The sequence below is a fragment of the Myroides guanonis genome, from assembly GCF_900114085.1.
In the GTDB taxonomy this organism is placed as follows: Bacteria; Bacteroidota; Bacteroidia; order Flavobacteriales; family Flavobacteriaceae; genus Flavobacterium; species Flavobacterium guanonis.
In genome coordinates, this window is the sequence record NZ_FORU01000001.1 from 366,397 (window position 1) to 390,414 (window position 24,018).

General features: G+C 32.1%; 19 protein-coding genes. 9 read left to right on the top strand and 10 right to left on the bottom strand.

Going from position 1 to position 24,018, the window contains the following annotated elements; all coding sequences use genetic code 11:
- Positions 1 to 71: 71 nt before the first annotated feature.
- Both dnaK and BM024_RS01620 read left to right on the top strand, forming a co-directional pair.
- The gene (gene dnaK / locus BM024_RS01615) at positions 72 to 1,967 is read left to right on the top strand and encodes a molecular chaperone DnaK (protein ID WP_090677699.1); all 1,896 of its coding nucleotides are present in this window, start codon (positions 72 to 74) and stop codon (positions 1,965 to 1,967) included.
- A gap of 239 nt (positions 1,968 to 2,206) precedes the next feature.
- Complete coding sequence (locus tag BM024_RS01620) at positions 2,207 to 2,839, top strand: chloramphenicol acetyltransferase (RefSeq protein WP_090677780.1); 633 nt, start codon at positions 2,207 to 2,209, stop codon at positions 2,837 to 2,839.
- 44 nt (positions 2,840 to 2,883) lie between these two features.
- Here BM024_RS01620 and BM024_RS01625 read toward each other — a convergent pair whose 3' ends face one another.
- Together BM024_RS01625 and BM024_RS01630 are read right to left on the bottom strand one after the other, a co-directional pair.
- Positions 2,884 to 3,729 carry an EamA family transporter gene (locus BM024_RS01625; protein ID WP_177190139.1) on the bottom strand — a complete coding sequence of 282 codons (846 nt, stop codon included), beginning with the start codon at positions 3,727 to 3,729 and terminating at the stop codon, positions 2,884 to 2,886.
- 245 nt (positions 3,730 to 3,974) lie between these two features.
- Entirely contained in the window at positions 3,975 to 4,775 is an 801-nt protein-coding gene (locus tag BM024_RS01630; protein WP_090677700.1) for a DUF3667 domain-containing protein, read from the bottom strand.
- 479 nt (positions 4,776 to 5,254) lie between these two features.
- On the opposite strand from BM024_RS01630, the gene cysK reads away from it, so the two are divergent.
- The gene (gene cysK, locus BM024_RS01635; protein WP_090677701.1) at positions 5,255 to 6,163 is read left to right on the top strand and encodes a cysteine synthase A; all 909 of its coding nucleotides are present in this window, start codon (positions 5,255 to 5,257) and stop codon (positions 6,161 to 6,163) included.
- Positions 6,164 to 6,165: 2 nt separating this feature from the next.
- On the opposite strand, the gene BM024_RS01640 is transcribed toward cysK, so the two are convergent.
- The 3 genes from BM024_RS01640 to BM024_RS01650 all read right to left on the bottom strand — a co-directional run bounded on the left by BM024_RS01640 (position 6,166) and on the right by BM024_RS01650 (position 11,583).
- Complete coding sequence (locus BM024_RS01640; RefSeq protein ID WP_090677702.1) at positions 6,166 to 6,813, bottom strand: helix-turn-helix transcriptional regulator; 648 nt, start codon at positions 6,811 to 6,813, stop codon at positions 6,166 to 6,168.
- Positions 6,814 to 6,976: 163 nt separating this feature from the next.
- A complete protein-coding gene (locus BM024_RS01645) occupies positions 6,977 to 8,482 on the bottom strand; it encodes a RagB/SusD family nutrient uptake outer membrane protein (protein ID WP_090677703.1) in 1,506 nt (501 codons plus the stop codon).
- A gap of 5 nt (positions 8,483 to 8,487) precedes the next feature.
- Positions 8,488 to 11,583 (bottom strand): SusC/RagA family TonB-linked outer membrane protein, encoded by a 3,096-nt coding sequence (locus tag BM024_RS01650; RefSeq protein ID WP_090677704.1) that lies wholly within the window; start codon positions 11,581 to 11,583, stop codon positions 8,488 to 8,490.
- A 518-nt stretch (positions 11,584 to 12,101) separates the two neighbouring features.
- Here BM024_RS01650 and BM024_RS01655 point away from each other — a divergent pair.
- The 3 genes from BM024_RS01655 (at position 12,102) to BM024_RS01665 (ending at position 14,846) form a co-directional block, all read left to right on the top strand.
- Positions 12,102 to 13,361 carry a hypothetical protein gene (locus BM024_RS01655; RefSeq protein ID WP_090677705.1) on the top strand — a complete coding sequence of 420 codons (1,260 nt, stop codon included), beginning with the start codon at positions 12,102 to 12,104 and terminating at the stop codon, positions 13,359 to 13,361.
- A 44-nt stretch (positions 13,362 to 13,405) separates the two neighbouring features.
- Positions 13,406 to 14,209 (top strand): DNA alkylation repair protein, encoded by an 804-nt coding sequence (locus tag BM024_RS01660; RefSeq protein WP_090677706.1) that lies wholly within the window; start codon positions 13,406 to 13,408, stop codon positions 14,207 to 14,209.
- Positions 14,210 to 14,324: 115 nt separating this feature from the next.
- Positions 14,325 to 14,846 (top strand): hypothetical protein, encoded by a 522-nt coding sequence (locus BM024_RS01665; RefSeq protein ID WP_090677707.1) that lies wholly within the window; start codon positions 14,325 to 14,327, stop codon positions 14,844 to 14,846.
- A 99-nt stretch (positions 14,847 to 14,945) separates the two neighbouring features.
- Here the strand turns inward: BM024_RS01665 and BM024_RS01670 are convergent, their stop codons facing one another.
- Complete coding sequence (locus BM024_RS01670; protein WP_090677708.1) at positions 14,946 to 15,623, bottom strand: superoxide dismutase; 678 nt, start codon at positions 15,621 to 15,623, stop codon at positions 14,946 to 14,948.
- A 317-nt stretch (positions 15,624 to 15,940) separates the two neighbouring features.
- Here BM024_RS01670 and BM024_RS01675 point away from each other — a divergent pair, with 317 nt between their 5' ends.
- Entirely contained in the window at positions 15,941 to 18,061 is a 2,121-nt protein-coding gene (locus BM024_RS01675; RefSeq protein WP_090677782.1) for a catalase, read from the top strand.
- A gap of 66 nt (positions 18,062 to 18,127) precedes the next feature.
- Here BM024_RS01675 and BM024_RS01680 read toward each other — a convergent pair whose 3' ends face one another.
- The 4 genes from BM024_RS01680 to BM024_RS01695 form a co-directional block, all read right to left on the bottom strand.
- Positions 18,128 to 18,709, bottom strand: coding sequence for an LOG family protein (locus BM024_RS01680; RefSeq protein WP_090677709.1), 582 nt, complete (start codon positions 18,707 to 18,709; stop codon positions 18,128 to 18,130).
- A 144-nt stretch (positions 18,710 to 18,853) separates the two neighbouring features.
- A complete protein-coding gene (locus BM024_RS01685; protein ID WP_090677710.1) occupies positions 18,854 to 19,372 on the bottom strand; it encodes a HEAT repeat domain-containing protein in 519 nt (172 codons plus the stop codon).
- Between the two features lie 46 nt (positions 19,373 to 19,418).
- Positions 19,419 to 20,048, bottom strand: a complete 630-nt coding sequence (locus tag BM024_RS01690) for a response regulator transcription factor (RefSeq protein WP_090677711.1) — start codon at positions 20,046 to 20,048, stop codon at positions 19,419 to 19,421.
- Complete coding sequence (locus BM024_RS01695) at positions 20,041 to 21,996, bottom strand: tetratricopeptide repeat-containing sensor histidine kinase (protein ID WP_090677712.1); 1,956 nt, start codon at positions 21,994 to 21,996, stop codon at positions 20,041 to 20,043. The genes BM024_RS01690 and BM024_RS01695 overlap by 8 nt, the downstream gene beginning before the upstream one ends.
- Positions 21,997 to 22,164: 168 nt before the next feature.
- On the opposite strand from BM024_RS01695, the gene BM024_RS01700 reads away from it, so the two are divergent.
- Together BM024_RS01700 and BM024_RS01705 are read left to right on the top strand one after the other, a co-directional pair.
- On the top strand, positions 22,165 to 22,641 hold the full coding sequence (locus BM024_RS01700; RefSeq protein ID WP_090677713.1) for a hypothetical protein: 477 nt from the start codon (positions 22,165 to 22,167) through the stop codon (positions 22,639 to 22,641).
- A gap of 436 nt (positions 22,642 to 23,077) precedes the next feature.
- Positions 23,078 to 23,842, top strand: a complete 765-nt coding sequence (locus BM024_RS01705) for a DUF4184 family protein (RefSeq protein WP_090677714.1) — start codon at positions 23,078 to 23,080, stop codon at positions 23,840 to 23,842.
- The last annotated feature ends 176 nt before the right edge of the window (positions 23,843 to 24,018 follow it).

A 24,018-nucleotide genomic window follows, 5' to 3' on the forward strand; every position in this document is an offset into this window, starting at 1 on the left:
CTTGGCACAGTGATTGACTATAGTAAAGCGAGTTTAAAAAATCAGTATATAATCTAACTATTATAAATATTATGAGTAAAATAATTGGAATTGACTTAGGAACTACAAATTCATGTGTTTCCGTGATGGAAGGAAATGAGCCAGTAGTTATTCCTAATGCAGAAGGAAAAAGAACAACTCCGTCAGTAATTGCTTTCGTAGAAGGTGGAGAAATTAAAGTAGGAGATCCTGCAAAAAGACAAGCTGTAACTAACCCTACTAAAACTATATCATCTATCAAACGTTTTATGGGTGATAAGTATAGTGAAGTAACAAGTGAGTTAACGCAAGTACCATACAAAGTGGTAAAAGGAGACAACGATACACCTAGAGTTGATATTGATGGTCGTTTGTATACTCCACAAGAATTGTCTGCAATGACTCTTCAGAAAATGAAGAAAACGGCAGAAGATTATTTAGGACAAGAAGTTACAGATGCTGTAATTACAGTGCCTGCTTACTTTAATGATGCACAACGTCAAGCTACTAAAGAAGCTGGTGAGATTGCAGGATTAAATGTAAGACGTATTATCAACGAACCTACAGCAGCAGCTTTAGCTTATGGTTTAGACAAAGCAGGTAAAGACCAAAAGATCGTTGTATATGACTTAGGAGGTGGAACTTTTGATATCTCAATCCTTGAGTTAGGAGATGGAGTTTTTGAAGTACTTTCTACTAATGGAGATACACATTTAGGTGGTGACGATTTTGACCAAGTAATTATTAACTGGTTAGCTTCGGAATTCGAAAGTGAAGAAGGTGTAGATTTACGTAAAGATCCAATGGCTCTTCAACGTTTAAAAGAAGCAGCTGAGAAAGCAAAAGTAGAATTATCTTCTGCTACTCAAACTGAGATCAACTTACCTTATGTAACAGCTACAGCTTCAGGACCAAAACACTTAGTTAAAACATTGACTAGAGCTAAATTTGAACAATTGTCAGATGATTTGATTAGAAGATCTATGATGCCTTGTGAAAAAGCTTTAAAAGATGCTGGATTATCTAAATCTGATATTGACGAAGTAATTTTAGTTGGAGGTTCTACACGTATCCCTAAAATTCAAGAAGAAGTTGAAGCTTTCTTTGGTAAAAAACCTTCGAAAGGGGTGAACCCTGATGAAGTAGTTGCAATTGGAGCTGCTATTCAAGGTGGAGTTTTAAGTGGAGATGTTAAGGATGTATTGTTATTAGATGTTACTCCATTGTCTTTAGGAATTGAGACTATGGGTGGTGTAATGACGAAATTAATCGAATCTAATACTACTATTCCTACTAAGAAATCTCAGGTGTTCTCTACAGCTGCAGATAATCAACCATCTGTTGAAATCCATGTATTGCAAGGAGAAAGACCTATGGCTAACGACAATAAAACAATCGGTAGATTCCATTTAGATGGAATTCCACCAGCACAAAGAGGAGTTCCTCAAATTGAGGTGACTTTCGATATCGATGCTAATGGTATCATTAAAGTATCAGCGACTGATAAAGGAACTGGTAAATCACATGATATTAGAATCGAAGCTTCATCAGGATTGACTGAAGAAGAAATCCAAAGAATGAAAAAAGAAGCAGAAGCAAATGCTGATGCTGATAAAATAGCAAAAGAAACTGCTGATAAATTGAATGAAGCTGATGGAATGATTTTCCAAACAGAAAAACAATTGAGCGAGTTTGGTGATAAATTATCAGACGCGAACAAAACTAACATTCAATCAGCTTTAGATGAGTTGAAAAAAGCGTTTGAGACTAAAGAAATGGCTACAATTCAACCAGCTTTAGATAAAATCAACGAAGCTTGGAAAGCAGCATCTGAAGAAATGTATAAAGCAGAAGCTGAAACGCAAGGAGGTGCACAAGGAGCACAACCTAATCAAGGTCCAGCTGATGCAGATGGTACACAAGATGTTGATTACGAAGAAGTAAAATAACTTCATCTAAACACCTAATTCAAAAGGGTTATCTAAATAGATAACCCTTTTTTTATTTTTCTAAAATTATTATTGATTCCATATAAGTTAAAAAGTAAACAAATTTTATGTCGAAGACATCTATGATTGAATCTTTTAGATTTTGAATGGTTTATAGTAACTTTGCCTATGACGGTTAAGAAAATCGATTTTTGAAAACTGAAGTTTAGAATAAGTAAGTAAAGTTGGTAAAAGAGAAAATGAAAACAATAGATATTGAGAATTGGAAAAGAAAAGAACATTTTAATTTTTTCTCAAAGATGGCAAGTCCCTTCTTTGGAGTGGTAGCAGAAGTAGATTGTACTACCTGTTACAATCATTCAAAGAAAAATGGAGAATCGTTTTTTGCTAATTACCTTCATAAATCAATGATTGCTGTTAATTCAGTGGAAGAGCTAAGATATAGAATTGTAGGTGAAACAGTAGTTGAGTTTGATGTCATACATGCAGGGTCGACAATTGCTAGAGAAGATGGAACTTTCGGATTTACGTATATCCCATTCAATAATGAGTTTAGTATATTTAATGCAGCTCTACAAGAAGAAATAAAGGCGGTTAAGAACTCTAGTGGATTGAGATTGAGTAATGACGATTTTAATGTAGATTTAATACGTCATTCTACTTTTCCTTGGCATTCGTTTAGTGGTTTGTTACATCCAACTAATTTTGATTCTACAGATTCTATCCCTAAAATTACTTTTGGAAAATTTGCTATTAAAGAAGGTAAAATGATGCTTCCAGTTTCAATTGAAGCACATCATGGATTGGCTGACGGCCTGCATTTGGCTCTATATTTGGAAGAATTCCAAAGGCAACTTGATATAGAAGAATAAAACAATAGTTATAAAAACAAAAACACCCCTTATTGGGGTGCTTTTTATGTTTTCTTACTAAAAATAGTAGCTCCCATACTTGCTGTAATTACGCAGGCAATTGAAACCCATTGTAAAATAGTTAGTTTCTCTGATAGAAAAATAAGACCAGAAAAAGCAGCAAAAGCTGGCTGTAAACTAGTCAAGATACTAAAGGTTTTTGCAGGTAATTGTTTCAAAGCAACTAAATCTAAAGAAAAGGGTAGTGCACTAGATAATATAGCAACACCTAAGCCTTTTAAAAAGAGAATAGGAGTAAGGTTCATTAAAGCGCCATCCCATAGTGCAAAAGGAATAATAATAGCAGTAGCAAACAACATTCCTGTAGTTACTGCATCTTTGCCAGGCATAATTGCGGCTACTTTTCCCCCCATAACAATATAAACAGCCCAAAAAACTCCAGCAAGAAAGGCTAGGAAAAGACCAAGTAAATCTACATCGTTGTTTTGCCAGGGTACAATAAAAAGAATTCCCGCACAAGCTAATAGAGCCCATACAACATCCATCCATTTTCGAGATAAAGCTAGTGCTAAAAATAGTGGACCTATAAATTCCACAGTAACCCCTAGACCTAAGGGAATACGTTGAATAGCCATATAAAAAATAAGATTCATAGCAGCTATACCTAAACCATATATGCTACAATACAACCATTGTTGCTTTGTAAAAGTGGAAAACTTAGGACGATTAATAATGGTAAGTAGAATAGCAGATAATCCAATTCTTAATGTACTAGTTCCTATTGCTCCAATAGAAGGAAATAGTTGTTTAGCTATTGAAGCTCCTCCTTGAACACAAACCATAGATAATAAGGCAGCTGGAACAGCGGTATTCGTCTTTTTAATTTCCATGATCTGTTGTTAGATATAATTTGAGTTTTAACTATTGAATATGATATTAATTCAAGAGCAAATATCCGAATTATATTTTATCACAATAGGCTTTTAACTGTTATAACTATGTCAATCTTTTATGAAGATATACTTGGTAAAATAAAGTCTATTAGGAATATTGAGTTTTTTTTAATCATTATATATGACGATACTATGAGGACTGTTAATGTAGAGCAATCGTATAAACTAGCCGATAATTTTAATTAAAAAAGGGATATTGTAATTTCTCCAAATTCCCAATTTGTAACCATACCAATCGTAATGAAAAGCATAATGCTCATTTCAATAAAAATCAACATGAAAAAAAAGAGAGTTCTATAACTAAAACCTAGTGTAGAATAATCAGAACCGAAAGCATTATAATATCCATATCCTATATATAAGAAAATTAGAAAAGTAAGTAATATACCAACTCGATTGGTAAAAGTATTAGTAAACTCAATAATCAAGTCTAAATAGAAAAAAATATTTCCAATTGTATATAGTATTAAGGCACCTAATAGTATCATTCCAGCGATTATAAAATGTTCACTTAGATTCAATTTTTTTCTATTAAATAGAATAAAACTGTTCAAAGCGGCAAAGGGAACAAAAAGAAAGATAATTATTTTTGTCTTTTGAGAGAGAATGTTGTTTATTGTTTTACTAGCTTGATTTAAATTTATTGAGTCATTTGATAAGGGTCTACCTTGATTAATAAGTAAGTCATTATAAAAATGCTTTAAAAACAACATCAAACCAATGGTTAATAAAATAAATAGAAAGACATTATAGTATGGTTTTCTCTTTCCTGCAATATAATCTAGTGAAGCTGTCCCCGGACGTATTAATGCTTGTTTTGCTGTAAATAACATACCTTTTTCGATGTGAAATATTCCATGTAATACATCATGAGAAATAAAATTATTAAAGGTAATACGGTGAGTATCGGCTTTTTGTCCACAGCCAGAACAGTATTTGCCAGTTAACTCTTTTTTACAATTAAGACAATATTTACTTTCCATATTTTTAATCTTTGAATTGATTTGGAGTACTAAATTTAATAATGTTTTTAGTATGTTTTTATAGATTTATTTATTTTTTTAAGTATTTTGTAATATAAGACTCTATTTGTGTGTTTTATTTTTGTTAATTAAATGTTTACTTGTAAAGATTTATATTTATGAAGCGAATTTTGTGTGATTATTAACTTGGTATTGTAAGTGTCTTTACTATAACACCAAGACTGTGGAAGTTTAATTTTTTATCAATGATGTATCTTATTGAAATAAGCTTAATCTATTATTAATTGTTAGAGAATGTATGATTTTGGATTTAGTCATTTTTTATACTTTAAGTCACAAAATGAGTAACCTTGTAGGGAATGGGATCTAAATACAAATTACACTAAATTGAAGTAAATGGTATATAAGATTAACCAGATATAAACTTTGAGTATTAAATCGATATAGTATCTTTGTTATAGGTACTTATAACCATCATCATGAGATACAATAACCTTTTAGAAACCATTGGCAACACGCCACATATACGTTTGTCTAATCTATTTCCAAACTGTGAGGTTTGGATTAAATTAGAGAAAAATAATCCTGGAGGCAGTTTAAAAGACCGTATAGCACTTGCTATGGTGGAAGATGCAGAGTTTCAAGGTTTATTAAAAGAAGGAGGAACTATCATAGAACCCACTTCTGGAAACACGGGCATTGGTTTAGCGTTGGTGGCTGCATTAAAAGGGTATAAGTTAATTATTACAATGCCAGAATCTATGTCATTGGAACGTCAAAAACAAATGAGAGCACTAGGAGCAACTTTGATACTAACTCCGTCCGACTTAGGAATGAAAGGAGCTATTGCTGAAGCGAATGAGTTATCAGATTCCATTGAAGGTTCATGGATACCTCAACAATTTGAAAACCCATCAAATCCCGAAATTCACAAAAGAACCACAGCTAAAGAAATAGTAGAAGACTTTCCAGAAGGATTTGATTATTTTGTAGGTGGAGTTGGAACAGGTGGACATGTGAGTGGTATTGGAGAAGTGTTGAAAGAATATTTTCCAGAAATTAAGATTATTGCTGTTGAACCAGAGGATTCAGCTATACTCAGCGGTGGGACCTCAGGCCCACATGCAATTCAAGGTATCGGAGCAGGATTTATTCCTAAAAACCTCAACAAAAGTATAGTAGATGGAGTGGAGAAAATAAGTAATGAGGAAGCTTATGAATTTGTAAATAAAGTAGCGATTAAAGAAGGACTCTTTGTAGGTATTTCTACAGGTGCTGTATTAGCAGTAATAGACAAGTTAGTTTCAAAGGTACCTCAAGGCACAAAAATAATGACAATAAATTATGATTCAGGAGATCGTTATCTTTCAGTAGAAGGTTTGTTTTAATTTTAAATGCTATACTCATCTCTGGTAATAATTCCTGCCCTGATAGCATAGCGAATAGCATCGTGAACGTTGTTTATCTCTAGTTTTTTAAAGATGTTTTTACGATGAGTCATAATGGTATGAATACTAAGATTGCGTTCAAAGGCAATAGCTTTAGTTGTTTTTCCAGAGGCTATTTCTTTAAGAACTTCTTTTTCCGACTGAGTAAGCAAGCTATCAGCTTTAGTCTTCATACTCGAGACCCCTCTTTTTTTAGTGGCAATTTCTTTGCATAAGTGAACTTTCCCATTTAGAGACATCTCTAATGTTTTCTTGATTTCAAAAAGAGTACTACTCTTTAGCACCACACTAAAAAATGCTACATCTTGAAAAACTTGTTTTAAAAAGTCATCGGACCATGTATCAGAAAATAAAATCCAGTTAGTTAAAGGGAAGTCTTGTGTATAGAGTATTAATTCATCAAAATTGGTAAAGTCAAAATTGGAGTAATCTAATATAATAACTCCATGAGGGTATTTGAGAAGCAAAGATTTTAAATTAGATTTCGATTTGGCAAAAGCAATGAAACGGATAGATGATAAATCTTTCGCTAAATGTTGAACTCCCAATCTCGTAATGTCTTGTTTATCTGCAATGATAAGCTCTCTCATAGCATTTTTACTTTCAAACAAATATACTGTTTCAAGCAATAATATGGGAGCTTAAAGCCAAATATATTAAACGTTACAAATGATCATTACACATGGATTCGATGATTTTAAAAATAAAACAGGCTATCTAATCTTAGATAGCCTGTTTTGATATATATAAACTTTAGTTATATAAATTGTCATTTGTTAATTCCTCTGAATTTGGAATTCTGTAGAGATAATACGGACTATTAGCTTTGAACGGACTTTGATCTGGGAATACAAATACTCGATGTCCTTGTGGAGTTAAAGAAACAGATTGTAATTGCCCTTGATTGTCAGTATAGCTATAATTAATCTTAGGATATTGTGGAAAATCTTTTCGAACCACAGCTTGTTGATTTCTAATGATATCAATTAAAGCAAAACCTTCGCCAAATAATTCTTTTCTACGTTCCTCCCATATAGCGTTAATAAGAATTTGCCCGCTAAGACCTTGAACTTCTTGCGCTCCTCTAGCAGATTTTAATTCATTTAAAACTACCAAGGCGTTTGGGTCTTGAAGTTGGGCTTTTGCTTCTGCATTTATTAGATAAATTTCGGAAGTACGCATCAAAACAATATCGGCAATATCTCCAGCTTTAAATTTAAATTTAGAAAATCGCATCCATACAAATGATTCTTTTTGAGGATCTTTACCAGGGTCTGTCGCCCAATAAATCATTTTCTTTCTATAATCGCCATCATTAAACAAATCTCTAAAGTATGGGTCAACGTTAAAACTGTAATAATAACTCTGTTCCGAAGTGGTGTCTAAAAAATGAAATTGGTAACTAGCATTGTTTTGATTGTTAGTTTGTGGATGTCCCCAAATCCATTCTCCATTAGAAACGTCATTAAAACCAGATTTGTATTCAACCTCACTCATCAAGTAATTGTTGAGAATTAATAATTGGTCTGAATATTTTTTTGCACGTTGCCAATCTCTAGCATACAAACTCGCACGTGAAAGCAACCCAAGAGTAACTGAAGTGTCTATTTTGTATTTAGAATTACGTTGATAGTTTTCAGGTATTAATTTCAATGCTATTTCTAGGTCGTCTATTGCCTGATTATAAACTTGACTTACAGTCGCTGCTGGTTTTCCAAGTGTGTTAGCAGTAGAAGGCTCTGTGTAAATAGGAGCACAAAGTGCGTTTGGATCTTTGTCAATAGCAAAAGAATAACTTGAAGCCAAGTGCAAATACATAAAACCTCTAAGAGCATAAGCCTGTCCAGCAATTCTGTTTTTTTCTGATTCGGTACCTTTTGCTAAACCAATATTACTAATAACAGCATTTGCATTATTGATTGTTTTGTATGCCAGTACCCAACTTAAGCTATTGGTTCCTCCTTTACCATAAAGAGCTGTAAATGCGTAGTGAGAACTAAAACCATAACGAGTGTTTAATACAACGTCAGATCCCATAGCATCGTTTGCTCTTAACATAGCCCCAAAACCAGGATTGGCGTAAGAGTTAAACGTTTCCATTAAATAGCTCCATGATCCGATGAGTACCTTATCAGCATCAGAAGTGGTGGCAAAAACTTGACTAGCTTCAACAGAAGTGGTCGGGTTGGTCTCTAAATCACATGAAGTTAATAAAGTTGAACTCCATAGTACTAAGAATAGTATATATACCTTTTTCATTGTCGTTATAGTTTTAGATTTAATCCCAATGAAATTGTTTTCATAGAAGGATATCGATAATAAGTTGTTCCGTCAAATGTCTGTTCTGGATCTAAACCTTGTTCTTTAGTAATAGTGAATAGATTTTCTCCTTGAACAAAAATACTAGCCTGATTCAAATGCACACTCTTTAACCAATTTTGAGGTAAATTATAAGTAAGTGTCATTGTCTTTAGTTTTAAATAAGAACGGTCTACTAGAAAACGGGTTGATTGATTAGTCCAAGAACTTTTAGGTTCAGTAGTTAATCTAGGAACATCAGTTTGTATATTTTCAGGAGTCCATCTATTAAGCATATCCTCACTCCAAGTCTGACCAGCTTTACCTAAATGCTGTAAGCTTAATTTGTCACTATTATAAATTTTTCCACCTAAGTTATAAGCAAATTGAAGAGCTAACTCAAAACCTTTATAAGAGAGTTCCGATTGGAACCCACCTGATATGTCAGGGAGGGAACTACCACTTTTTACACGGTCTTTGTCTTTAGTAGCAGAGTAGTCTTCTGTGATTTGGCGATTACCTAAGTCGTCATAAATATACCATTGAGCATTTCCATTTAGATGATTTACACCTGCCCATTCAATTAGATAGAAATCGTAGAGTGAACCACCCTTAACCCATTTCTTACTACCGCTCCACATCTCGTCATTAGGAAGAGAAACGATTTTGTTTTTATACGTAGTAGCATTTATACCTAAATGCCATTTCCAATCTTCATTAGATATTAAAAAACCATCTAAAGACAATTCCCAACCATAATTTTTAATAGCGCCAATATTTTGACTTGTTGAACTAAAACCAGTAGAAGGAACTAAGGCTTTTTCAAAGAGTAAATCTTTCGATCTGCGTTCAAAGAATTCAACAGAACCATTAATGCGATTATTTAGAAAACCAAAATCAAGTCCAATGTTCAAGTTAAGATTTGTTTCCCAAGTTAAATTTGGAGTAGCTAAACGTGAGGCAATAAGACCAGATTCTCCTAAATTATTTTGAATAGCATATAGAGCTTGGTATGCATAATATCCAATATTGTCATTTCCTTGAGCACCATAACTAGCTCTTAGACTAAGGTTGGACAATCCCCAATCCTTTGCTTCTTGTAAAAAATCCTCTTCAATAGCTCTCCATGAAGCCCCAAAAGACCAAAAAGTACCCCATTTTTTACTAGGTTCAAAACGAGAAGAACCATCAGCACGAATGGAAGCTGAAGCAAAGTATTTTTGATTATATGAGTATTCTAAATTACCAAAGAAACTCAATAGTTTATATTCATCGCTATTTCCATAAAAGTCTTTTAAAATAGAACCTGCATCTGGTTCATACATACCATCTGTAATCATCTTGTCCTTGCTACCACCAAACTGTGAAGTATTATATTGGTAATATTCGTGGCCAGCCATTGCATTGAAACGATGAAGATCATCGAATTGAAAAGCATAGGTTAAAACATTGTTGAAAGTCATCCCAATAGTTCTAACATTTGATTTGCTAACACCACCTCCAGACAAAGCACCTTCACCGACAGTAGGGTTTATATAATCGTGATTAAAGCGACTATCATAATCTAGATTAAGAGAAGTTTTTAATTTCAAATCTGCTATTGGTTCTATTTGAAAATAAGTTCTAACAGATCCGACATCTCGTTTAATTTCATTTAAATCTTTTGGTAGCGATCCCAATAAATTATACTTAGCATATGAAGTAGCTCTGTAACTACCATAATCGAAGATACGTCCTCCAGTCAGCGGGTCAATCAAATAAGCTCCTGAGGTTAAATCTCGTTCATAAACTGGGTAAAAAGAGGGTAGTGCTCTCGCAAAACCAATAACATTAGAAATGGCGGCATCGTCTTGTTTAGGATAATTTTGAATAGAATGTGTACCGGAAACATTAAGCCCCACTTGTAACCAATCCTTTACATCTGATGTAATATTTGAACGCAGTGTATATCTTTTAAATCCAGATTCAATTACAGCACCTTGGTCATCTAGGAATCCTGCTGAGATGTAATATCTAGAACGAGGGCCCCCTCCACTAATGCGAAGATTTACATCTTTAAAATGAGCATTTTGAGAAAGAGCATCTGTCCAATTATCATCCCATAATGGTTTTAATCCAGTAACTAACTTACCATTCTGGTCTATGGGTTGTGGATTGTTTAAACCATAAGGGTTAATACCAATCATTCCCACTAAGTTTTCGGAAGCATATGCAGCCGCTTGTTGAGGAGTGAAATTGTTATCTATTCTATTGTTTCTTAAAGCCTCCCAGTAAAGTTCAAAATAATCATTAGTATTTAATTGTTTGTAATCGCTACGTGCGCGACTTGAGAAACCATATTTAGTTGTTAGTTCTATTGTAGTAGGACTATCCATTTTCCCCTGTTTAGTTGTAATCATAATTACACCATTCGCAGCTCTAGAACCATATAATGTAGCAGAAGTAGCATCTTTCAATACAGTTATAGATTCAATATCGGAAGCAGCTATAGAAGATAAACTACCATCATAAGGAACTCCATCAACAACAAAGAGAGGATTGCTAGAAGCATTCACAGAACCGATACCTCTAATTCGAATGGTTGCGTCAGAACCAGGTTGTCCACTTGAAGAGAATGATTGTAAACCTGCGACAGTTCCTTGTAATGCTTTAGTTACATTACTCACTTGAGCTTTCTCAATTGTCTTAGCCGTTACTAATCCTACGGAACCTGTATAAGTTGATTTTTTTGCAGTTCCATAAGGTACACTTATTATCAATTCTTCAAGTGATTCAAAATTCACTTTTAATTCAACATTTATTAGTGTTTTTCCTTGAATAGGAACATAAAGTGTTTCATAACTAATATAGCTAAAAATTAGAGTATCGTCTGCATCAGCCTGAATACTATAATGACCGTCTAGATCTGTTAAGGTTGCAATGTTTGGATTTTTTGTGAGTGAAACTGTAACTCCTGGAAGGCTTAGTTCTCCATCGGTTACTTTTCCTTCAACTAAAATAGATTGAGCTGTAGCTACATTGAAAAACAACAACCCCCACAATAGTAAGTAAAATTGATTCATAAAATAATAAATTAGAGATCTTAAAAACCTTTTAGGTAATTAAGAATTTAAAAAAAAGCCCTATGGGCAAAAAAAAAGGGAGATTTAGATGTTTATTTACTACATCCAAAAAGCAAAAAACATTAGCAACAGCACATAGACATACCATTATTATTTACAAGGAAAGTAATAGTTAAACTTTTACTAGTATAAATAATTAGCTGCTGAGAATTGCTTAAAGTTGCTTTCATAAGAATGGTCTTTAAAATTATAATACTTAAAAGTTTAATATAAAAACAGCTTCTGGTATTATAACGAGACAAAATTAATTGCTATTCATCTTCAAAATATACCATAAATAGGGTATTTTTTAATTTATAGAAAAGCTTCATTTTCTATAGTTTTATTATGGGTTTAGATTGATTTTATTAATTAAAAAGTAAAATGTAAGACTAGAAGAATGGTTGTTTTCAGCTACTTAATAGTCAATCGCTTTTTAATAATTTAGCAACAGATAACGAGGGTTAAAATAATAAAGTATGTTTGGTTTATTTTCAAAGAAAAAACAATCTCCAAAAGAGATAAAGAAAGAGCAGCAAGTATATATAGAAAACGATTTTTTAATATACAACGATCATGGCTATGAGGAGAGTGTAGATTTGAAGAAATTAAAATATGCTTATGTTCAAATATTAGGAGACACTCCTTATTTATTTATGTTTGATTATAAACAAAGATATATTTCTACAAATCAAAAAGGCTTCTCAGAGGTGTATTCAGAAATATCTAGACTGTTTGAATTTAATGATGAAACTTTTTTTAAGGTTGTCAATCAAGATAAAGAGATAAAAGAATGTGTCTTTAAAAAGCATTTCGAGCAGAATTATGGCTTATTAGAAAATTTCGATGGAGATTATCGAAAAGGTTTCGAAGTGCTCTATAACCCGCCTATATTTGTTTCTTGGGACACTACTTATGAAGAATTCAAAAAACTGAATATAGGACACACCTATATAGATGAGTTTGAAAGTACTTATTTTAGAATTGATTATCCAGTTCGAATTGGTTCTATGACTGTTGAAAGACTTGAATTTTATTATGAATTTGGGAGAGAGAATATTGCTGTACAATCTTATTTTGCCTCATTGTATAATGAGAATAATACAGATAAAAGTTATTGTGAACTTCGTGATTTATGGATGAAGAGTATTCCTGTTAAGATAGAAGAAGTTGGCTTTGAAAGGGAAGATCAAAAATATGTCTCATTCGATATGGATTCTGTTTATCTATCAATATGTTATACTTATGATTCTGAATTTAGTTATGATGATGGTAGTACTTCGCTAATGATAGATAATCGACGAGATTATTCAAATATACTCGATAAAACAAAACCTGTAATAAATGCTTCAAATAGTGAAATACATGTTTTGAAGTCAAGATTTTCGTTGATACCTGACTATCGAAAATATGAATTTGTAAAAAGAACTCCGGATTATATATTAGAAATGGCTAATAAGAATAATGTATTGTGGAAAGACCTTCAGAATAATAACATTGGCTTTACAGATGGATTGCAATCGGTTGTATTTAGTATAGATGAGGTCGAATGTATATATATTCAAAATGTACTTCCAGCTAAAGGAGGAGGATATCTTGAGCTTGGTATTAAAACAATTTCGGGTGAATCAATAGGAATTTATTATGGAGAGTTAGGAAGTCTAGAGAAAGATATTGAAAAAATAGAAACAGTTTCGGAAAAAAAAGTCATTATACCAGAACCCTATTATAATTGTTAAGATATTAGCATCGTAGGCGATAAAAAATCTATTTTATATAAAACATGAGTGAAATCAAACGAAAAGGAGCGAGGAGTTTCAAGGAAATTCCCTTGACAATTTTAGAACAACTCAATCAAGGTGAAATTGAAACAGCCAATCTTGTGGAGTGGCTAGCGGTTGATCAAAGACTCTTACTACAAAGTATACTCACACAGAATAATCGTCTAGATTATTATGAAGCTATTATAGAGGGTATTGAACAACTGAAAAAGCAAACTGTGAATACAGTGAATGAAGCAATTGGAGTAGGACTTTATGAAGAGATAGTTAAAAGAGATGACATAGCTTTTCTACAAATTATCTTCAATCATAAGTCAGATCTTGTTAGATGTTGGGGTACCTACATAATAGGTAAAAATGAACAATTAAGTATTCAAGAAACTCTAAAACAAATACAAGTATTTGCAGCAGATAAGCATTTTGGAGTAAGAGAGATTAGTTGGATGGCAATTAGAAAAAAGGTTACGGAAAATTTAAATGAAGCTATATCTATTCTTTCAAATTGGTCTTTAAATGAAGATGAGAATATTAGAAGATTTAGCTCAGAAGCAATAAGACCTCGAGGTGTTTGGTGTGAACATATTACCATTTTAAAACAAACACCAGAACTCGCATTAAGTATTTTAGATCCACTAAAATCTGATTCTGCTAAATATGTACAAGAGAGTGTAGGAAACTGGTTAAATGACGCTAGTAAAACACAACCTGGTTTTGTAATTGAATTATGTAAACGATGGGAAGTCGAAAGCGATACTAAAGAGACAAAGTACATTATCAAGAAAGCACTTAGAACAATTAATAAGTAAAATAAATTATTTATTTTACTAGAAATAAATGTGAATAAAATGTTTAGGTAGTTTCTTTTAAGTAGTTGTGTTTTATATTTTTGTGTTTTATTTATAGTAAAGTTATAAGAGATAAATGAAAAATAAAAAATCCATAATAAGAATTGGAATACTTGTAAGTATGACTTCATTGCTAATGTATTTCATTTTTTTTAAGGAAGGTAAAAATGAGATATTCGTTACTGTCGATAAAAAACTTTCTAGAGATCTTGTTCGTATAGAACATGGGTCATATTCAATAAATAATGAGTCAGACAAAAAGTTGGTTACACTGGGTCTTGATGAGGTTGTTTTTTCCAATAATAAACCATTAATCTTAAAAACAATTTGTGGAGAAAATGATTTTTTAATAATATATGACAATCAATACTATACATTAATAAGACATTTTATTCCAAATGATGTTTATAATGGAATGCCAGGAGTAAACATCTATAATTTTGAATTAGACCAGAGAGAAGGAAAGCTGTTTTTGAATTTAAGTGTAAAAGGAGCGGATAGTGAGAGTTTTAGCAATATTGAATTGGCAAAAATAAGCGATGCCTCAGAAAATATTTGGGGATCTAAGATTATTGAAACAGATGCAATTAATCGTTAATGATTTCCAGTCAACATTAATCTCGAATAAAAAAAAAGAGTGCTTTTAAACATCTTGTTTAAAAGCACTCTTTTTTAATTCTATTGAATTTTGTGACTATTATTTAGTATTTATAGCATCATCATATCTCTTACTGACTTCTTTCCAATTTAATACATCCCAAATAGCAGTAAGATAATCAGCTCTCTTATTTTGATATTTTAAGTAATAGGCATGTTCCCAAACATCAATTCCTAGAATAGGAGTACCTTTTTGTTCAACTACATCCATAAGGGGATTATCTTGATTTGCAGTTGAACTTACGAATAACTTACCATTTTTATCAACTGAAAGCCAAGCCCAACCAGAACCAAATCTATCAGCTCCAGCTTTAGACATTTGCTCCTTAAAAGATTCCATTGAGCCGAATGAAGTAGTGATTGCCTTATCTAATGCACTAGAAGGTTTTGTGTTTTTTTCTGGCGTTAAAATAGTCCAGAATAATTCGTGATTAAAATGACCACCTGCGTTGTTGCGTACTGCTGGGCTAGAAGTAGATATTTTTGAAAGAATTGTTTTAATATCCTCCTTTTCCATAGGTGTACCAGAAATTGCTTTGTTCAAATTCGATGTATATGCAGCACCGTGTTTTGAATAATGAATTTCCATAGTTTGTGTATCAATAGATCTCTCTAAAGCGTTGTATGAATAAGGTAGTGGTGTTTGTTTGAACTGAGCTGAAACCAATTGTGCTGAAACCAAAGCTGTGATTAAAAGGCTCGTCTTAAATAAATTCATAGTTATGTTGTTTGAGTTAAAAATTTCAAAATTAGATTATGATTTCGCTATGAAAAGTGAGACTATAAATATAGGAATAATGGACTTTAAAAGAGTCATAAAACAGCGTTAAATCTAGGGTTATTAAGGAAATCAAGCAAATATTGCTCCTTATAAAGTTGGAATTTTCTTATGAAACTATACTCTTAAATTAAAGTTATTTCATGTTTTTTATGAATATAAACTTCAATAAATCAATGGTTTGTATTTTTTAAATTAACGATTTAAACATGATCTATGTTGTTTTAATTAGTAATTTTAGTAAAAAACTACTAATTATGGAAAAGAAAAGATCGTTTACTAAAGGTGAACAAATGAACAAACACTTAGTTGATAATTCAGATCAAAAATTAACAACAAATGATGGTTCTCCCATTTTTGATAACAACAATACGTTAAAGGCAGGAGAGCGGGGACCTTCATTGCAACAAGACCACATCTACTTTGATAAATTGATGCATTTTGATAGGGAACGTATACCAGAACGAGTTGTGCATGCTAGGGGAAGTGGAGCTCATGGTACTTTTGAAATGAAAGAGGATATTTCTAAATATACCTGTGCTCAATTTCTACAAAAGGGTAAAAAAACAGATGTTTTTGTCCGATTTTCTACAGTAGCAGGATTTAAAGGTTCTACCGATTTGGCTCGTGATGTGAGAGGTTTTTCTGTGAAATTTTATACAGAAGATGGAAACTATGATTTGGTGGGTAATAATATTCCTGTATTTTTTATTCAAGATGCAATGAATTTTCCAGATTTGATTCATGCTGTAAAACCAGAGCCTAATAATGAAATTCCACAAGCAGCCTCTGCTCATGATACTTTTTGGGATTTTATATCTCTTATGCCAGAGTCGGCTCATATGGCAATGTGGGCGATGTCAGATAGAGCAATTCCAAGATCATTACGCATGATGGAAGGATTTGGTATTCATACATTCAAATTGTTAGATAAATCGGGAAAGAGCACTTTTGTAAAATTCCATTGGAAGCCTAAATTGGGTGTACACTCTGTAGCATGGAATGAAGCACAAAAGCTATCAGGATTTAATTCTGATTATCATCGACAAGATTTATGGGAAAATATTGAAAAGGGAAATTTTCCACAATGGGATTTGGGAATACAATTGATACCAGAAGAAGACGAATTAAAGTACTCATTTGATATCTTAGATGCTACAAAATTTATTCCAGAAGAAGTCATTCCAGTTCAAATCGTAGGTACTATGACATTAAATAGAAATCCGGAAAACTTCTTTGCTGAAACAGAACAAGTAGCTTTTGACCCGGGTAGATTAGTTCCAGGTATAGATGTAAGTAATGACCCTTTATTACAAGGTAGAATTTTTTCTTATATGGATACTCAAAATTATCGTTTAGGAGGTCCCAACTTTCATGAATTGCCAATCAATAAATCCAGCAACCAAAAACACAACAATCAGAAAGACGGTTTTTCAAGAATGGATATATTGAAAGGAGAAGTAAGTTATTTTCCAAACAGTAAAGCATCAGGTTGTCCATATCAGGCCATGTTAAATGGAACTGAGGGATATCAATCTCATAAAGAGGTCGTAGATGGTGCAAAAGTAAGACAGCGATCTGATTCATTTGCGGACCATTTTTCTCAAGCACGTTTGTTTTACAACTCTCAATCACAACCAGAGAAAGATCATATAGTGAATGCTTTTAGTTTTGAATTAAGTAAGGTGTCGGACTCAAAAATAAGAGAGAGACAAGTGGCTATCTTGAATCAAATTGATGCTGATTTGGCAACTAAGGTTGGCGCTAATTTATCGATAACACCATCCAAAGAATTAGATGAAATGACTCTGAAGTTCGCACGACAAAATCATCCGAATTATCCATTAGATAAAGTGAAAACGGAAGTAGATAAGTCTGAAGCATTAAGTATGAAGGTGAAAAAGAATGAAGGTACTATTCAAACTCGAAAAGTAGCCTTTTTAGTAGAAGAAGGAGTATCGAAAAAGAGTGTCGAAGATATGAAAAAAGCATTGGAGAAAGAAGGAGCAGAAGCAGTTTTAATAGGGAAAAAAGTTGGACCATTAACCTTTTTAGAAGGAGGAACGGTTACTATAGCTCATACTTATCTTACAGATCCATCAGTACTATATGATGCGGTATTTACACCAAATGGAAAGTCTATTGAATTGCTAAAGCGAAATCCTGATTATTTCGAATTCATTCACGATGCTTATAAACACTGTAAAGTTTTAGCCTTTGCTAAAGACGCCGAATCTTTGTTGCAGAAATCTTTTGTAGAGAAAGATAATGGAGTGATTTTAGAAAAAGACTCTTCAGATTATTCATCTGTATTTATAAATATGATGAAGCAGCATCGTGTTTGGGAAAGAGAAGCCGCGCGAAAAGTACCATCATAATTGTTTAAGAAACAGTATTGTCATAAAAGACCAAGACCTCTTTTTAAAAAGAGGTCTTGGTCTTTATTATACTTCTTCTTTATTAATCCATTTTTGAACCGTTGGCGCTTTGTAATTTTTCATTTGTTGTAATAAGTCTTCTATATTGTCACTTATAAGTAACATATCTCTATTTATTTGCTTTAAGAAACCTTTGTCAACCATAGTTTGAATAAAACTTAAAAGGTCATTGAAAAAACCGTTTACATTTAGAAGAGCTACGGGTTTTTTATGTAAACCCAATTGAGCCCATGTAAGCATTTCAAAAAATTCTTCAAGTGTACCAAAACCACCAGGAAGTGCAATAGTACCATCAGAAAGTTCGTCCATTTTAGTTTTTCGTTGATGCATTGTTTCTACTAGTATAAGTTCGCTTAAACCCTCATGTGCGATTTCTACTCTTTTTAAAAAAGTTGGTAATACCCCAATAGCTATTCCTCCACTCTCTAAAGCACCATTGGCAACAGCTCCCATCAATCCTACTTTTGCACCACCATACACAAGTTCGATTTTTTCTTTCGCTAATGCTTTTCCTACTGTATAGGCTTGTTCCTCGAATAGTTTTTCTGTACCATAACTTGATCCACAAAACACGGTAATTCTCTTCATAATATCTCTTTTAGAATTCTAAAACGACGTCAAATTTTGTGCGCTTATGAGACAAATATATTTAATTTATCATAGAATAATATGACAATATCTTGACATAATAATATATTATTGATATCTGATCCTGTTGTAATCTATTGTTTTTTAATTGTGTAGTTTTTTTATTGCTTCTATATATATCTTTCGAATACTGTTTTTTTCCTCTTTCTCACAAATACTTTTAATTGTTGAAAGTAAGGTTTCGTTATAAGTAGTTTTCATTTTCAAAATTTCTCCCAATGCAAATGCAGAACTCCAACGAACTACGGTTCCTTCATGATTAGTGTTTATCAATAAATTATCAATCGCTTGTTGTAAGTTGGAAGTAAATAAGGGAGCAATGTTTCCAATAACCTTAGCACTTTCCCATTTCACTCTGGGAGCTTTGGAGGTGAGGGCAGTAGTAACAAAGTTCAGTAATGTTTCATCAGCAACTTTTGGATTTTGCTTGGTAACATACTCAATAGCCTCTATACAAGTAGCTTTTGTGGAGTCCTTTTCATTTTCAGCGAAAGCTAGTAATTCTTCAATAGGAAGTGAACCATCTAAAACCCATTTGAAAAGAACTTCTGTTTTCTCTTTAGGTTTTAGTGATTTGTCATTAAAAAGTTCTTTTATTCTCATATTTAAACTTGTATGTTACCATATAAATACATCAAAAAACTAGTTTTTAAATCAACTTATTTTCAGTTGCTATTTTAACTAGTTCAATCATATTTTTTGCTTTAAACTTTTGCAGTAAATTTCTGCGATGTGTTTCAACTGTAATCACTGAAATAAACAATTTTTCAGCAATTTCATTTGAAGTATTTCCAAGAGCGATTGCTTGTAGAATTTGATGCTCTCGTTTAGTTAGACGTGGAAGTTCAAAATTATTTAAAGAAGAACGCAACATAATCTCTTGTACTTCCTTACTTAAAGCAAGACCTCCATTAATTGCATTTTCAACACATTGAATAATTTCATCTGCATCTGCGTTTTTTAAAATATAACCGTTTCCGCCATTTTCTAAAAATCTAAAAATTATACTTCTTTCAGCTTGATTACTTATCCCAATTACAATAGTCTGTGGAGATTGTTGTTTTATAATTTTACAGAAATCTAAACCATTTCCATCACTTAAAACAATGTCTAACAAAAGAACATCTATTCGGTTTTCTTTGATGAAATCTAACACAGCAGACCCTTTTGTAAATGAGAAAATTTGAAAATTCGTTTCTTGTTGTAACAATGACTTCAAACCCTCTAAAATCATAGGGTGGTCATCTACAATTGCTAAATTCAAATGATTTTTATACATTACATTCTACATTAATGGTTGTTCCCTCACCTTTTTTTGAAATAATATCTAGAGTTCCATTTATTAAGCGAACCCGGTTTTCAATGTTCTTTATACCTAGCCCATAATTTATTTCCGACTTGTTAAAACCTATTCCATCATCCTCAATCGTTAAACTAATTGTTTTTTCATTTTGACTTATTTGTACAATCACATTTTGAGCCTGTGCATATTTTATAACGTTGCTGATACTTTCTTGAGTAATTCGATACAGCGCTAGTTGAGTTTGAAACGGAATATTTTCGGAAATATTGAAGGCTTCAAACTGAATAGAAAAATGTTTGTTGTTCATAGACTCACAAAGCTCTTTTAAGGCAATCTCCAGTCCTAAATTTTTCAATGTTTCAGGCATTAAGTTTCTGGAAATACGTCTCATTTCTACTATGGATTTATCAATTTTTTCTCGAATCTCAGTCGTTTTGTCATACCCCAATGAGGACAGCGACATTCGAATGTTTGCCAACATACCACCCATACTATCATGAAGGTCTTGAGCTATACGTTGTCTTTCCTGTTCTTCACCTTGTAAAACAGCTTGTGTAGCTTCATATTTCCTTTCATTTTCAATATGTAGTAAATCTTGTTGATGACTAATATTTATTTGCTTATTTAACTTTTGTTGATTCTTATATGTTCTGTAAATTAAAAAAGCAATAATTGAGCTTAATCCAAGAGCAATTGCCAAGAAGACAATACGTAGGTTTTTGTTTTTAGCTATTAATTCATTTTCTTTTTTTTCTCTTTCTAACCTATCAATTGTTTGTTGTTTTTCTGATGTCTCATATAGAATTTCTAGTTCATTCATCTTCTCTAGCAACTTTTGTTGCTGTAAACTATCATTTAAAACACTCGATTTCTTCATCCAATCATATGCTTGCTTGTGATTTCCCAATACATCATTAACTGCTGCCAATTGTGTGTAAGTAATCTTTCGATTCACAGATTCTTTACTGAGAATATTTTCATCCAAAATTGTCTCTAACTGTAATTTTGCCTTATGATAGTTTTTCTGCATTAAGTATACATTGTACATTCGAAAATACAGCATGTGTAAGAGTTTGGGTTGATTTTTATCCTTGGCTATTTTAGCGCCCTTATTTAAGCTAAGTAGAGCCAAATCATAATCCTCCCTAGTTGTATAATACATAGCTTCTTGATAATAATAATTGGCTAAGTGTTGTGAATTAGGATATTGATTTATAATATGATTTGCTTTATCTAAATAAATCTTTGCCGATTTGCTGTCAGGTTTATAACAATAGTTACTAACCAGATTAAAATAAGTGATTAAATGTACAGTCTTTTGCTCTGGTATCTTCTTCAATTGCTCTAATGCTTTTTTATGATACTCTTCTGCCGTGTCAAATTGACCAACAGACATGAAGGTAAGTCCTAATTGCGTATATGAATAGGCTAAAAACTCCACGTTTCCACTTTTTTCACTTAGTGGAATACACTGTTCAGTTAATGTTTTGACCAGAACATCATAACCTTTGTCTTCAACTTGAATATAGGCAAAATTGTATATAGCTTTTAAGAGTATTTCACTTTGTTTCGTGTTGTTCTTAAGTAGTTTTATGGAATTTTCATAATGCTGTTTTGCTTTGGTCTTATCACCGTTATAGGTGTAGAACACACCTTGGTAATATTCTAAAATACCGACTGGCAAGTTATTCTCTGCGGATAATACTTTATTGAGTGCTTGCCAACTTTTAAGCCTATCAGATTGAGCCCAATACTCAGATAATAAAAGATAATTATATAGACGAATGCTGTCGTTTGTTTCTGTCTCAATCTTACTATTAAGTTGATTTAAATATTTTTTCTCGTCTAACGGTATCAATTGTTGTGACCATAAAATATGGTTACAAAACAAGAATATAATTAATAAGGTTATTTTTTTAAACATTGATTTCTTTGATTAAACCACAAATATCAAAATAAAAAGTGCTTTTTATTTACAATAAAATAAAAATCATGGTAAACCATTAGAAATAAAATCATGGTTTGCAATGATTGTAATGAGTTTGTTATTTATAGAAATTTGTCTTCTACAAACAATATAAAAAATAGGGTTATGAATAAACTTAATATCAAAATCGCTCTTTTAGGAGTCTTTTCAGTGTTAGCACTTGGAACATTAGCTACAGGTTGTAGTAAAGACGATAACGGATCAGAAGATTTATCAAAAGGAAGTCATTACAAAATCACAGCAACACTTAATAATGTCAATTCAGATGATGATTTTGTATCAATAGCAGTATCTGGTGGGAATCTAGCTGGAAAAACAGATGTTTGGAAAGTTAATGGAGTGGTTAAACCAGGTGAATCTGCCATTGGATTGGGTGATAATGATTTCATAGGAGCAACAAAAACTTATGTTATTGAAACAACCGTTCCTATTAGAGCATTTGCAGGTGGAGTACAAATAATCAATTACGGTGAAAGCTTACCCCTAAGTTTGAAGATAGAAAAAAACAATGAAACTGTAGTGAATGAGAACTTGACACTTACGGGAGATGGAGCTGATTTTACTAAACAATATTCATTCTAATAAGGTTAAAAAAAATATAACATATATATAGTTTGATTGAAAAAATACAATCAAAAATTATTGAATAGAATTAGTTAGAATTGATTTGTGGATAAACTTTATTTCAAAATCAATTTATTTTAACCTCCTAGACTTTGTATTGATAAAAGCAAACAAAGATTAGGAGGTTTTGTTTTAAAATCTTTTGTCAGAGTGTTGCTTATAGTACTGTTTCGTTTTTAAGAACATTATAGATTCATTTGTGGTAATTCAAATAGTAAACCATTTTTTAGTTTTAATAATGATTCTATGTAAGTTATTACAATTAGATTATTCAGAAGCGCTTATTGAAAAAAGAGAGTGCTATTGCAAATGGAGTAACACCTGTTTAAAACAATTGTATTTAATAAGTTTGTTGTTTATATTTGATAATAAAAGAAACTACAACTAAGAAAAAATGCCATTTACTTTTACACACCCAGCTATTGTTTTACCATTGACATTCTTACCTCGAAAATGGTATTCTTTAACTGGACTTGTAGTAGGAAGTCTAACACCGGATTTTGAGTATTTTTTGAGAATGAGAATTGAGAGTAATTATAGCCATACATTAAGTGGTTTGTTTTGGTTCGACTTACCTTTGGGGATTTTACTTACTTTCATATTTCACAATATTGTTCGTGATAACTTGTATGATAATTTACCTTTTATTTTTAGCTCACGACTTATAAAGTTTAAAGAGTTTAACTGGAATAATTACTTTAATAAAAATTGGTTTGTAGTTGTAATTTCAGTTTTGATAGGTGCTAGTTCACATATCTTTTGGGATAGTTTTACACATGACACTGGTTTTTTCGTTCAGGAAATTTCAATATTAGCTAGTTCAATAGAACTCTTTGGAAAACGAATTCCAATTTTGAAAATATTGCAACATACAAGTTCTTTAATAGGGGGGGGTGTCATTATTTTTTCATTATTAAAAATTCCATCCAACAAAAACGTAAAAACACAACCACATAAAAAGTATTGGGGAATTTTGATAACACTGACTTTAGTTATTATAGGAATTCGCCTTCTAAGTGGATTAGATTATAGGTTATATGGACATGTTATAGTGACAGCAATTTCAGCAGGATTAACCTCATTAATTCTGACTTCTTGTATTATAAAAGCAAATCTTATTTATCTTAAAAAGACTAATCATACTTACACTAAAAAATAACCCGATAACTGAATCATTGGAGTTATCGGGTTTTATACTTACTTATTAAGTTGTAAATCTTGTTTGATTCTGTCTTCCGTTGGATGTAGGTAAATTATATATAAAATCACCAGGAGACCGAGCAACATCAGTTCTGGTTTTAGAATTAAAATAAGAAAAGCAGCTCCTTCTAAAAT